Annotated in this window: 11 protein-coding genes and 2 pseudogenes; 7 read left to right on the plus strand and 6 right to left on the minus strand. The window is 64.3% G+C overall.

Annotated features, from left to right (window positions below):
- Positions 1 to 39 precede the first annotated feature (39 nt).
- Positions 40 to 537, minus strand: a complete 498-nt coding sequence (locus tag H0X95_RS23120; protein ID WP_059721003.1) for a lecithin retinol acyltransferase family protein — start codon at positions 535 to 537, stop codon at positions 40 to 42.
- Between the two features lie 463 nt (positions 538 to 1,000).
- On the opposite strand from H0X95_RS23120, the gene H0X95_RS23125 reads away from it, so the two are divergent.
- The gene (locus H0X95_RS23125; protein WP_006493315.1) at positions 1,001 to 1,477 is read left to right on the plus strand and encodes a hypothetical protein; all 477 of its coding nucleotides are present in this window, start codon (positions 1,001 to 1,003) and stop codon (positions 1,475 to 1,477) included.
- A gap of 129 nt (positions 1,478 to 1,606) precedes the next feature.
- Here H0X95_RS23125 and H0X95_RS23130 read toward each other — a convergent pair whose 3' ends face one another.
- Complete coding sequence (locus tag H0X95_RS23130; RefSeq protein WP_006488450.1) at positions 1,607 to 2,080, minus strand: hypothetical protein; 474 nt, start codon at positions 2,078 to 2,080, stop codon at positions 1,607 to 1,609.
- A gap of 180 nt (positions 2,081 to 2,260) precedes the next feature.
- The gene (locus H0X95_RS23135; RefSeq protein WP_059721002.1) at positions 2,261 to 2,878 is read right to left on the minus strand and encodes a VTT domain-containing protein; all 618 of its coding nucleotides are present in this window, start codon (positions 2,876 to 2,878) and stop codon (positions 2,261 to 2,263) included.
- A gap of 228 nt (positions 2,879 to 3,106) precedes the next feature.
- Between H0X95_RS23135 and H0X95_RS23140 the strand changes: the two genes are divergently transcribed.
- Positions 3,107 to 5,392, plus strand: a complete 2,286-nt coding sequence (locus H0X95_RS23140; RefSeq protein ID WP_059721001.1) for a heavy metal translocating P-type ATPase — start codon at positions 3,107 to 3,109, stop codon at positions 5,390 to 5,392.
- 21 nt (positions 5,393 to 5,413) lie between these two features.
- Here H0X95_RS23140 and H0X95_RS23145 read toward each other — a convergent pair whose 3' ends face one another.
- From H0X95_RS23145 to H0X95_RS23155, 3 genes are all read right to left on the minus strand, one after another.
- Complete coding sequence (locus tag H0X95_RS23145) at positions 5,414 to 6,364, minus strand: universal stress protein (RefSeq protein WP_059721000.1); 951 nt, start codon at positions 6,362 to 6,364, stop codon at positions 5,414 to 5,416.
- Positions 6,365 to 6,573: 209 nt separating this feature from the next.
- Positions 6,574 to 7,140: a cytochrome b gene (locus H0X95_RS23150; RefSeq protein ID WP_006488354.1), complete on the minus strand. Its 567-nt coding sequence runs from the start codon at positions 7,138 to 7,140 to the stop codon at positions 6,574 to 6,576.
- A 43-nt stretch (positions 7,141 to 7,183) separates the two neighbouring features.
- Positions 7,184 to 7,558, minus strand: coding sequence for a cytochrome b562 (locus H0X95_RS23155; protein WP_059720999.1), 375 nt, complete (start codon positions 7,556 to 7,558; stop codon positions 7,184 to 7,186).
- 163 nt (positions 7,559 to 7,721) lie between these two features.
- Here H0X95_RS23155 and H0X95_RS23160 point away from each other — a divergent pair, with 163 nt between their 5' ends.
- The 5 genes and pseudogenes from H0X95_RS23160 to H0X95_RS23175 all read left to right on the plus strand — a co-directional run.
- Positions 7,722 to 8,384, plus strand: coding sequence for a response regulator (locus tag H0X95_RS23160; protein WP_006488386.1), 663 nt, complete (start codon positions 7,722 to 7,724; stop codon positions 8,382 to 8,384).
- Complete coding sequence (locus H0X95_RS23165; protein WP_059720998.1) at positions 8,384 to 9,733, plus strand: ATP-binding protein; 1,350 nt, start codon at positions 8,384 to 8,386, stop codon at positions 9,731 to 9,733. The genes H0X95_RS23160 and H0X95_RS23165 overlap by 1 nt, the downstream gene beginning before the upstream one ends.
- Before the next feature lie 833 nt (positions 9,734 to 10,566).
- The gene (locus H0X95_RS23170; protein WP_077020740.1) at positions 10,567 to 11,214 is read left to right on the plus strand and encodes a lytic transglycosylase domain-containing protein; all 648 of its coding nucleotides are present in this window, start codon (positions 10,567 to 10,569) and stop codon (positions 11,212 to 11,214) included.
- Between the two features lie 24 nt (positions 11,215 to 11,238).
- Positions 11,239 to 11,508, plus strand: a pseudogene (locus H0X95_RS36010) (TrbC/VirB2 family protein); the annotation flags it as partial.
- A pseudogene (locus H0X95_RS23175) lies at positions 11,490 to 12,194 on the plus strand (VirB4 family type IV secretion/conjugal transfer ATPase); the annotation flags it as partial. The pseudogenes H0X95_RS36010 and H0X95_RS23175, both read left to right, overlap by 19 nt.
- Between the last annotated feature and the right edge of the window lie 510 nt (positions 12,195 to 12,704).

Raw genomic sequence — 12,704 nt, forward strand, 5'->3', positions numbered from 1 at the left:
AACGTAGCGATCGACAGCACGAAGGCACTGCGGCCGATGCTAGGCCGGATACCCGAGCGGGCATTCGCGCCCGGCCGCCGCCGGATGCCACCGTGCAACCAGGACGCACGCGACCAGCATGATGACGACCGCAACGCCGTGCACCGGATTGCGCAGGCACGACGTGACCTGATCGCTGCGCCCGACACCGAACAGGCACCACAGGCAGAAGTGTTCGCAGTTGTTCGTGAGAAGCCGGTAGCGGCATTCGCCGAGGCGCGATGCCGCGCGGCGCGCGGCCTCTGTTCCGTCGTATGGCGCGCGCGCGTGGCGGATCACCGCGAGCTCGAAACCGGCGCGAAAGCCGTCGAGGGTCACGACCTCGACCGCGCCGCCGCTCAGGTGGCGCGACCATCCGGCGTAGTGGATCACGTTGCCGTCGCCGACATAAATCCCATGATGCAGATAGCCATGGCGGCGGGTCACGAGGTGGGCACCGACCGGCGGTTCGCCGTCCGGTATGGCGTCGTCGGCGTGCACTGCGGTCGGATGACTCATCGCCAGCTCCTCGGCCCCGGCGGCGGCGGGCGAAAACCCCGCGTCGGCCGCGAAACACGTTGCGTCCTGTCACGTCTCCAGTATCGACAGTGACGCCGCGCGGGACAATCAGCGTGGCCTGAGCTTGCTGTCCGATGTCGAGCCACCGTGTCGGAAATTTCCGACGGGCCATGCAATAACGGCTGACAGACGTTACGGACGATAGCGCCGGACGGATGCCGCGCCCTCGTGTTGCCAGGCTTGCGGCCCGCTCGGGAAGACGGACGCGACGACTGCATCGCGGCGCCCGCTGCGGTGTCGGTCTGCTTCGACAGGCGCGCTCTTGACATGAGTCAACGGGAAATCGGCGTTCCGCGCGACGCTGGCAATGTCGTCGAAACGCCTGCGACGTCGCCGCACGCGCCACGTTCCGCGACCGGACAGGGGGCATCGCGACCATGCAGGGCCAACCAGGAGAGTGGAGATGAGGACCGGAACCGTGAAGGCGCTGCTGCTGGCAGCCTGCCTGCTGAACGTCGGCGCGAACGCGCTGGCCGAAACGTCGACCGAACCGGTCGTGCGCAACGGTGTCGCGTACATCACCGGCGGAATCGGCCAGGACGAGGTCGCCGCGTTTCGCGATGTCGCGCCTCGATACAACCTGCGGATCACCTTCGCATCGAATGCCGGCCAGTACCTTGCCGACATCGATGTGACGCTGTCGTCCGGCAAGTCGAAGCTCCTCGACGTACACACGAGCGGACCGTTCCTGTTCGCGCGGGTGCCGCCGGGACGATATACCGTGTCCGCGCACGACAGGGCCGTGCAGGAGGTGCGGCGCGTGGTCGTTCCGGCGCGGGGCGCCGTCGACGTACGCTTTTACTGGCACGACCCCGATCGGCGCGGAACGATGCGTCTGTGCATGGCGTGCCCGGCCTCGCAGCCGCAAGCTGACCGCTAGCCGCGCCGTGCCCGCCGCACGTCGACGGCGGCTTTTGCACCGGCGGCAGGCCGGCCGAAACGCGACGTGCGCCTGTTGTCCGGCCCGGCCGCGCGCAGCGGCGCGGATGCGACCACGAAGCTTGAGCGGTCAGAACTGCTGGTCGTAGTTGAGACGGACGTGCTCCGGATGGGCGAGACCGTCTCCCGTGATCGTGAGATCGATGTGATATACGCCTTTCCAACGTGCGTCGAACACGTTCCCGTAGGTGACCGCATTGCCGTCCGGCGTCGGGTCGAGCTGCATTCGCGTCGGCTTCGAATGGAAGGAACTGGCTTCGCTTCGGGGGCCCTGAACAACGGCGGCGACGCGAGCATGTTCAATGCGATTTCCGTTCGACTTGTCGAACAACGCGACCGTGAGCAGGTACAGGTTTACATTGTTCGATGCGTCGCCGGCATGGCCGCCCGGCGTGGCGGCGCGACTCGCCGGAACCACCCCGTAATGGACGACCAGCGTGGGTGTCGTCACGGTGCGCGTCAGATCGTTCGCGCAGGCGGTCGATACCTCGCCGGCGAGCAATGCTAGCCCGGCTAGCAGCACAGGAAAAATTCGCGATCGCATCGAAGCCTCCTCGGCGGTGGTTCTACCGCGTCGACAATGCGCGCGCAGAGCGACCCGGTATCGTGCTTCCATGCTGACGTGGAGCGAAAACGCGGGCTTGACGCAGATCATGCCGCCGCCAGAGGTGCGACGTCGCGTCATTCGGCGAATGCGCCGGTTCCGCTCCGGCGACCTGCCGTGTCATTCTGCGCCGCGCGAAGGATGGCCGCGTCGGAACGTCAACCGGCGCTCTTCGACGAGCGCGCGCCAGTCCAGCTTCATCAACGCGAAGACGACGCCGAGCAACACCAGTTGCGTGACGACGAAGTATCCGCCGAGGTAAGTGCCTTCGAGTTCGGACTCCACGTCCAGCCGGGTCGACGCAAAGCGGCCGAGGTACGCCCAGATCGCATAGGTCGTCGCGCGGCCGACGAAGAACGCCGCCGCGATGATCCTGAGTGGCAACCCGGACAGCCCGTATGCGATGAACAGATAGTTCGACGGAAGCGGACTCAACGCATAGAAGAAGAACGCACCGGCGGTCAGTGTCCGGTGCTTTCGCAGCCAGCGCGTGGCGACATCGATGTTCGCCCGATCCGATTCGCGCATCCAGCGGGAGCGTACGAGCGATCTTGCGAAGGTCGCCAGAATGACGCGGCCGGTCGTCGCCGCGCCGGCCGCCACGACGGCGAAGACCCACGGATTGCCGTCAGGCAGGTTGAACCCGACCCACGACATGGCCATCCACGTGGGCGGTGCGAACGCCGGTATGAGATTCAGCAGGAGAATCAGCAGAAAGAGTACTGCCAGCGTCAGCACGATATCGACTCCAGGCGCTCCGGTGTCACGCTTCGATTGTGCTGACGAAAGGCGTCGACCACTTGACTCACGTCAAGCAACTGGCCGCGCCAGTCGGTCGCGTCACGCGCATCGCGCTGACTCAGGTCAACCGTCGCAACGCGGCGTTGCCTAGACTGATGCCACGCCGTCCGCAACCGGTACCGGATGCGGCGAATCCCGCCCCGTAAGGCGATCGGAAGAATGGTCATGCCCCGAATCCCTTGGTCGATCGATCTCGCGTTGCTGGTTCTGGCGGCCGTTACGCTCGCCGCGGGGGGCATGTGCGCGGCGTTCGGCGCGCCTTCGCTCGCGCGATTCGCGTGGCTGCTGGGTACGGTGCCGGTCTTGCTCGCGTTGACGGTATCGCTGGCAATGGCGGCGGCGAAACGGCAGGCCGGCATCGACGTGCTCGCATGGCTGGCGATCGGCCTGGCGATCATGCTCGACGAGACGCTGACCGCCGCGGTCATCGGGTTGATGCTGGCTAGCGGCCGGATGCTGGAGCGATATGCGCAAGACCGCGCGCAACGCGAGATGACCGCGCTGCTCGGCCGCGCGCCGCGCCAGGCGACGCGGTTCGAGAACGGTGAGTGGCGTTCCGTTGCACCGGCAACCATCGTTCAGGGAGACCGACTGCTTGTGCGAAGCGGCGAATGCGCGCCGGTCGACGGCACGTTGACCGGCGACGCGGAGCTGGACGAATCGATGCTTACGGGCGAGTCGTCCATCCAGCGGCGACGTTCCGGAGAAAACGCATGCAGCGGCGTGGTCAATGCCGGCGCGCCATTTGAAATGGTCGCCCGCACGACGGCGGCCGACAGCACGTTTGCAGGCATCGTCCGCATGGTCGAGCGCGCACGGCACGAGCGCGGTCCGTCCGTGCGTCTTGCAGATCGCTACGCCGCATTCTTCGTGCTCGCGTCGCTGCTCGTCGCCGGTACCGCGTGGCTGCTGACCGGCGATGTCGCACGTGCGCTTTCCGTGCTCGTCGTCGCCACGCCTTGTCCGCTGATCCTCGCCGTGCCGGTCGCGATCGTCTCGGGCCTGTCGCGTTGTTCGAAACGGGGCATCCTGGTCAAAGGCGGAGGCGTGCTCGAACGGCTTGCGCAGGCGACGATTCTCTTCTTCGACAAGACCGGAACGCTGACGGGCGGGCGCGCACGCATCGTCGCGATCGAATGCGGCGCCAGCGTCGGAAGGGGCGACGTGCTGCGCTTCGCGGCGTCGTTGGCGCAGGCCTCGGGCCATGTCGTCTCGGATGCGCTGACGGTCGCGGCGCGAGAACGCGGGATCCGCCTGTCCCCACCGTCGGCCGTCATGGAGACGGCCGGCGAGGGCGTGACCGGCAGGGTCGACGGCCGTGTCGTTGCGATCGGCAAGTTCGGGTACGTCCGCGCCGGCGCGACGGTTGCCCCCTGGTGCGAGGCCTTCCTGAAGCGGGTAGGCAACGCGGGCGGGGCTGCCGTGTTCGTCGGCATCGATGGCGCCATGGTGGGCGCGATCCAGATGGCCGACCAGGTGCGGCTGGAAACGCCGCGGGCGTTGCGGCTGCTCAAGCGCGAGGGCGTCGAGCGTCTCGTCATGCTGACCGGCGACCGGCTCGACATTGCCCAGGCCGTTGGCGAACTGCTGGGCGTCACCGACGTGCGCGCCGAACAGACGCCCGCGGACAAGCTTGCGGCCGTCCAGGCGGCACGCGCGGAGGGCGTGACGATCATGGTCGGCGACGGCGTGAACGACGCGCCGGCGCTGGCGGCAGCCGACGTCGGCGTCGCGATGGGCGCGCGGGGAGCGGCCGCGTCATCCGAAGCAGCCGACGTGGTACTGCTGGTGGATCGGCTGGATCGACTCGTGGATGCGATGCGCATCGCCCGTCGATCGCGCCGGATCGCGCTCGAGAGCGTGTTGATCGGCATGTCGCTATCGGTCGTCGCGATGACGATTGCCGCGGCAGGATTCCTGCCGCCGATTGCCGGCGCGGTGATCCAGGAAGCCGTCGACGTCGTCGTGATCGTCAATGCGCTGCGCGTGTTGCTGGTGCGGCCGCCGGAAGCCCGGCTGGCCGATGTCGACGTCGAGCAACTCAGGCGCGAGCATGCGGCATTGTCACCGTTGCTGGACCGGCTCAGGGATCTCGCGGACCGCTTGCCGCAACTGTCCGGAGTCACCGCCGCCAGCGAGCTTGTCGATGCCGTCGACTCGCTGGACCAACGGCTGCTGCCGCACGAGCGCGCCGACGATCTGGAGGTTTACGCGCGGCTTGCACCGCTGCTCGGCGGCGAGGATCCGCTCGCGGCGATGAGCGGCGCACACCGGGAGATCTTCCGGATGGTCCGGTCGCTCAGGGAGATGGTCTCGGACCTGCCGCGCGACGGAACGAACCCCTTGCAGGTTCAGGCGATACAGCGCCTGCTGTACGGGCTGGAGGCGATCGTCCGGCTGCACTGCGCCCAGGAGGAGGAACTGTTCCACGCCGTGGGAGCGGATGCATGACGACACGTCGAAACGCATCGTTCATGCGCGCGGCGGGTTCACGAGCAGAACCGGCGTCTTCGTGATGCGCGCCACGCGTGCGGCCACGCTGCCGACGAGCCAGCCCGTGACGCCGTGTCGCCCATGGGTGCCCATCACGATCATGTCCGCGTTCCATTCGACGGCATGGCGCACGATCAGATGAGCGACGTCGGCGCCGGCCCAATCCGTCTGAATGAGTTGCGACTGTACTTGCACGGCCCTGTCGCCGAGCAGAGCCGTGGCCTCCTTCAATGCACGATTGCCTTCGCCGATCAATGCGTTATCCAGCGTCTCGACGGGGACGAAATCACCCAGCGAGACGGGGCGATCGAGCACGCATATCGTACGGAATTCCGTATCCGGTCGCGACCACTTCAACCCCGTTCCCAATGCGTTGAGCGCAATCGTGCTTCCATCGACGGCGAACAGCATCCGCCGCGGCAGATGCTCGGCAACCGACGCGAAGCCCTCCGGAACGATGAGCAGCGGGCAGCCGACGAACTTGCCGAGCGGGCCTGAAACCGTTCCTTCTACCCAGCGGAGCAAGCCGTGATGCTGACGTGCACCAACGATCAGGAGATCGGCCCGCCAGGCTCGCGCGCTGTCGGCCAGCGCATGCACGACATCCCCTCCACGAGTAGCCAGGTCGAAGGTCTCCGTGTCGACGGCGAGGTCGTCGCGCTTCATGACGGATTGGGCGCGCGATAGCGCGTCGGATGCATCCCCGAGCAACTCGTCGCGCGCCGACTCGAGAAATGCCATGGTCTTCGATCCAAGCGGGACGAGCGTTCGCGGGTTTTCCGCGACGCTGACGATATGTACCTCCGTGTTTGTCGGAAGGAACGCCTTGGCATACGCGAGCGCATGCGCGGATGCGCTCGAACCGTCCACGGCGATCAGCACGCGTCGCGGAGCGGGGACGGCCTGGGCGGGTGAAGGGCAGGTGCTCATGAATGTCTCCCGATGGCGACCGACGGTCTTGTACACGGCATTTTTCGCACGGTGTGCTGCCGCGGGGTTGACCTCCGTCAAGCACCTTCGTCGTGGGTGTCCGGGGCGACGGGGCCTCGTCGGTGACCGAAGGCCGACCGTACCGGCGCGCTATTTGTCAGACCTGACGGGATCGACTGCTAACGCGCTGCTCAAGCCCGCGCCCGCGCTCAATTCCGGTCGCCGGGCGGAATCCTCGGCCGGGCGACGCGCGTCGGCAACGGCAGAATGCGCGGCAACACGTTCTCCGACTTGAACAGCCGGTGCGCCACCGCACCAAGCACGTGCAAGCCCACCAGCGCGGCCAGCCCATATGCCGTCAGTGCGTGCAGCTCGCCCAGCCAGTGCGACAGTTCGCGGCTCTCGGGCACCAGCGTCGGCAGCGAGAAGAGTCCGAAGCAGCTGGCGGCGTGCCCGGCCGCATTCGTCTTCATCCACCCGAGCACGGGAATGGCGAGCATCAACACGTAGAGCAGCGCGTGGACGCAGCGTTCCGCAAGCCGATTCAGCGTGCCGACCGGATTGACCGACGGCGGGAGCCGGCGTCGCATGCGCAGCCGATTCGCAACGCGAATCGCCACGAGTACGAGAATGGCGACGCCGATCGACTTGTGCAGGCCGACGAGGTCTTCGTTGTCGTCCAGCAGCAAGCCGACGATCAGGTTGCCGATCAACGCGGCGGCCAGCAGCCAGTGCAGCACACTGATCGACAGTGGGTAACGGGTAACAGTTTTCATGACGGGAATGCCTGTTCAGTGTCGCAAGCGTGTCCGGCCCGGGTTAGCCGAGCAGGTCGTGATAGTGTTTTTTCGAACCGTTGATTCGCCGCAACGCCTGCTTCGCGCCCGGCAGATCATTGGCTTCGATGGCACGGTCGACGGCGGTCAGTTCATCGTGCAGCACGCGCATGCCTTCGTCGTAGGTAGGCTGATTGTTGCGATAGCGCTGGCGGCTCGCCCGTTGCACATCGCTTTCGAGCCGGATCGTGTAGCTTTTCATTTCCGGAATCGTCCGGCTGCCCAACGCACCCTGCAGCGCGTGCTTCATGTCAGTCATCAGCGTCTTGATTTCGCCTGCGCGGGCCGGTGCGGCAGCCACGGAAAGCAGTACGCCCAGCGTTACGCAGAAACGGAGTCGAAACGGTAGTCTGTTCATGGTCGTCAGTCGATTGCACGTGTCGGTGATCGCGACCTTAGGGCACCGACGTTAACGGATTCTTAAGGGCTGGATTTTTCAGCGCGCCGCTTGATGCCCGCCCGTGCGCGCGGTTATCGTGCGGCAAGGGACGCCATGTCCGAACCCAAAGGAACGCGACGCCATGCGGGTGTTACTCGTGGAAGACGACAAGCTGGTCGGCAGCGGGGTCGAAGATGGCCTGATCGAGGCCGGCATGACGGTCGACTGGGCGCACGACGGCAGGCATGCGCAACTTGCGCTCGAAACCACGCCGTACGACCTCGTCGTGCTCGATCTCGGGCTGCCCCGCATGTCGGGAACCGACTTGCTCGGCTGGATTCGCAAGCGCCGCGATCACACGCCGGTACTGGTGATGACTGCGCGCGACACGGTGGCCGACCGCGTGAGCGGCTTGAGCGCGGGCGCCGACGACTACCTCGGCAAGCCGTTCGACCTGGCCGAGCTGATTGCCCGGTGCCGTGCGCTCGTGCGGCGTTCGCAGGGCCGCGGGACCGATACGATCGAATATGGCGAACTGACGGTCGATCCCGCATTGATGACGGTCGTCCGCGGTGCCGAACGGATCGCGCTGACTTCGCGCGAATGCGCGTTGCTGGTCGAGTTGCTAGCGAACCAGGGGCGTCCGCTGTCGCGCGCGCAGCTGCAGGACAGCCTCTATGGCTGGAACGAAGAGATCGAAAGCAACGCGATCGAAGTGCATGTGTCGAACCTGCGCAAGAAACTCGGTGCCGAATTGATCCGCACGATCCGCGGCGTCGGCTACGTGGTGGAGAAGGCGTCGTGATGCGCTCGATTCGGCAACGGCTGGCCTTGCTGGTTCTGTCGGGTGTCGTGGTCGTCTGGGCGTACTCGCTGGTGTCGAGCTACCGCCAGGCGATTCACGAAGCGGAGGAATGGGACGATACGCGCGTCGAACAGATCGCAAGGGCGTTCGTCGCGCTCGACGCGGCCGATCTCCCGGTTTTTGCGGACATCGCCCTCGGGTCGGCCGAAGACAGAGACGGGGATAACGATGAATCACCGCGCATGCTGTATCAGGTCAGCGACACGGGCGGGCGCATCCTGGCCGCCAGCCCGGGACTGGAGTCGCTGGATCTCCCGGTGTTTCCCGCCGCGGCGTCGAGCCCGTCACGGTTCGACAATCCGAAGTGGCACGCGTATGTGCTGACCGATGCCACGCGCGGCCGTTCCGTGCGCATCTTCGAGCAGCGTACGCACCGTTCAGACTTGTCTGCGGAGGTGGCGCGCCGCATCGCCCGGCCACTCGCATTCGCGCTGCCCGTGCTGGCCGTGCTTATCTGGCTGGCGATCGGCCACAGCCTCACGCCGCTGCGTACGTTGTCCGAGGCAATCGACGCCCGTTCCCCCGACAGCCTCGATGCGATTGGCACGAAAGACATTCCCGATGAAGTGCGGCCGCTGGTCGCCGCACTCAATGCGTTGCTGCTGCGCCTGCGCGGCTCGCTCGATCGCGAACGCGCGTTCACGAGCGACGCCGCCCACGAGCTCAAGACCCCGCTTGCCGCGCTCAAGGTTCAGGCGCAGGTGGCGCTTACCGCACGCGATCCCGCTCGCCAGCGGCGCGCGATGCAGCGGGTCGTCGAGGGCGTCGACCGCAGCACGCATCTGGCCGACCAATTGCTCGCGCTGGCACGACTCGACGAGGCGGTACCGATGCCGGGCGAGGACGTCGATCTCGCGCGCACAGTGCAGACCTGCATCGACGACCATCGAGCGAACGCGGAGCGCAAGGGCGTGTCGCTGGTGTCATGTGTCGATGGTCCGGTCGTCGCACATGCGCCGCCGACGCTGATGCGCGTCCTGTTCGACAACCTGGTCGACAATGCGATCAAGTACGGTCGCGAGCAGGGGTGCATCGAAATCAGGTCGTCGCAGGACGGCGGTGTGATCAGCATCCGGGTACAGGATGACGGCCCCGGCGTCCCAGAAGAAGATCTGTCCCGACTGCAGGATCGCTTCTTTCGCGGCGCGGATCACGACGAGAGTGGCAGCGGCTTGGGGCTGTCCATCGTCGCGCGCATCGTGGTCAAGCTGGGCGGGAATCTGACATACATCGACGGGCTGAACGGCGGCGGTTTCGGCGTGCACGTGACGTTGCCGTTGCCGGCTTGACCGGGGTTGTAGACGCAGGTGCCCAGATCGAACGTGTCGAGCTCGCCGGTTACAGATCGGACCGAAAGGACATTCGGTATCCGATAAGCAGGAAACGCACCGGCACGCGATGGTCAAATCGTCTACAAGTCCAAATTTGAAGTTATTTGGATTCCAAATTAATTAGACATAATTGTATCTGTCGTCGGAAAGCCTTGTAGTGCCTAGGTCGAAATTTCCGCACTTGAACGCACCGACATACCGAGTATTCGGTTCGCGGCGATATGGAAGTAAATCTCAGCTGGACATTGGGGCTTCAATTACGCCGATGCCGCCACCCGGACAGTCCGCTGATTAGCCTAGAAAGCGAGCCCTGATAGTGCCGGGGTCGGGCACAGGCCCGCGCATTGTTGTGTCTGTGGACAACGCGACGAGCCGGTTCGGATGCGGTACTTCACGCAAACTGAATCGACCTTCAGCTGCTTCGGAGCGACGTGAGCGGGTATCGAGCGGCGCGGCAAACCGGGGCGCACTGACACGGTTTAATAGACACACACGTTCGAGCCGATTCCGTTTTCAATCGGCGATACAGAGCCAACCCGACGGGAAAACCCGTCGACAAGACGGGTTTGGGTCTGTGCTTGACCGCTGCTTGAATTCCCTCGTGTTCCCGCCATCGTTTGCGCGGGACCAACGGCGAGGGGACAGATCATGCGTGTGAACGATAATATGGACGTGATATCGCTTCGTGGCCGAGCCGAGAGTGCGACTGCCATGCGGATGGCCGGTCCGGCCGTATTGATGATATGTCGATCCGATAATATCAGCGCGGGCTGCGCCAGCGGAGATGGGCGATGACCACGCAGGACTTCGTGGCGATGGCTCAGCAGTGTGCGCCCGCCGTCGCTCCGCAGACGTTGGCTGCCATTGTGCGCATCGAATCGGGATTCAATCCCTACGCTATCGGCGTCGTCCATGGTCGATTGGCGAGACAGCCTCGGCATGAGGACGAAGCGATCGCCACGGTCGAGGCATTGCAAGCGGCAGGCTGGAACTACAGCGCCGGCCTCGCGCAAATCAATCGAGCAAACTGGTCCCGTTACGGATTGACCGCGAGGACCGTCTTCGACGTCTGTCGGAATCTGAGCGCTGGTGCGGCGATTCTTCAGGCGTGCTTCATGCGCGCTCGCGTCATTCATGTCCGTCCACAAGAGGCGTTGCGCGCTGCGCTGTCGTGCTATGCGAGCGGGAATTTCGTAACCGGATTTCGCGTCGGTTATGTACGACGGATCGCGGAGGCCGCGGCGTCGGACGACACTATCGTTCCTGCGCTGACATCATCGGTAAAGCCGATTCCAGTGATACCCGACCGTGTGACTGGGTCTCGGGCTGAGAGCCGCGGGCGCTCGACTCCTGTGTCTCCTCCACCCTCGAACCCGAACGACGATACAGCGCGAAGCCAAAATAACGGTGGAGTCGCAGGCAGTGCCGTGATCTTCTGAGCAAGGCAGGCAGAATTCGGCCGGTTGGAGTGCATTATGAAATCTGTATTCCTAATTAATATAAGCGCCGTGAGATTGAGAAAAACGTATGTTGCGTGGATCTCGTTGAATTGGCGCCGCATCGCAGTGCTCAGCGTGCTTGTCATGGCAACCCCCACGGCATCTGCGCAACTCAGTCAGGTCAATACCTTGCTGATCACTATCCAGAACACGCTGCTCGGTGTAGGCGGGGTGGTGTGTTCGATTTCAATCATTTGGGCTGGCTTCAAGATGATGTTACATCACGCAACTTTTGCGCCATGGCCAGTTTGCACAACTTCGCGACTGGAAAGCGAGAGGGTAATCCGTGGGGCGAAGCTATCACGATTGTCAAAACGCCCAGCGGGCAACCGCTCTATCTGAACTTTCACGCAACGCCCGAGAAAGTCGACTCAAACGACGAGAAGGCGCTTGCCAACACGCAGATCATCGGCCGAGCCGGTGCAGGCAAGACCGTGCTTGAACTGTTCCTGCTCGCGATGGCAATGAAGTACGGTGTGATGGGCGTGCTCTTCGACAAGGACCGAGGAGCGGAAATCGGGATTCGCGCCATGGGTGGTCAGTACACGGTATTTCACCGTGGTGAGCCCACCGGCATGAACCCGTTCCAGTTGGAAGTGGACGAGGCGACACACAGTTTTTGGATGCGTCTCGTGTGCAAGCTGGTCGACAACGGAGTACCACTGTCCGCGAAGGATGAGCTCGATATCTCTCGCGCGATCCGGGAGGTCGCACGCATGGATCGATCGCTGCGTCGGTTGTCCATGGTCAGGCAACTCTTGCCAAACGTTGGAGATAACAGTCTTCATGCGCGGCTTGCCAAGTGGTGCGCCGGCGGGCGCCTCGGGTGGGTGCTCGATAACCCGGTTGACCGGATTGATCTAGATGCGCACCAATTGTTCGGCTTTGACGATACAGAACTGCTCGACGATCCGGAGGTATCCCTGAAGACCGAACCATGGCAATGGCTATTGTGAATTTTGTGCAGCACATGCCGGCGAGGCAATTGGAGCCCGGCGCTACCCGACTCGACTCGGCCACCACGTGCTCACATCGTGCCCCCCCTCATGAGCACAGGTATATCGCTCGCTTCAAGGGTAAGCAGCGCAGTGTTGATGACAGGCCACCCGAACCGGATCCGCTATTTGACCGAGACTGATCGCCTTTCCGTCAGCCGTGTTTGGGTGTCGGGTGCGCGATTCTGCACGCATGACGTATGCTGCCGCGAACGGCGATTCGTGTGCACACACTGTTGGTTCACGGGTGTCGTGCGATTGTGGTACCGCGGCTGATGGGCACTGGGTAACGTGATGGCGTCCGTCGGCCTGACCGGTTCGCGACGTAGACCGGTGCCGTCAGTGTTCACGTATGCAGAGCTTGCATCTGCTTTCGCGCATGCTCTGGCCTGGCGTCGAAGTCACGCGGCTTCATGTCGAGCCCTTAGGCGTAGG

The organism is Burkholderia sp. 9779_493, assembly GCF_015712215.1.
GTDB lineage: Bacteria > Pseudomonadota > Gammaproteobacteria > Burkholderiales > Burkholderiaceae > Burkholderia > Burkholderia cenocepacia.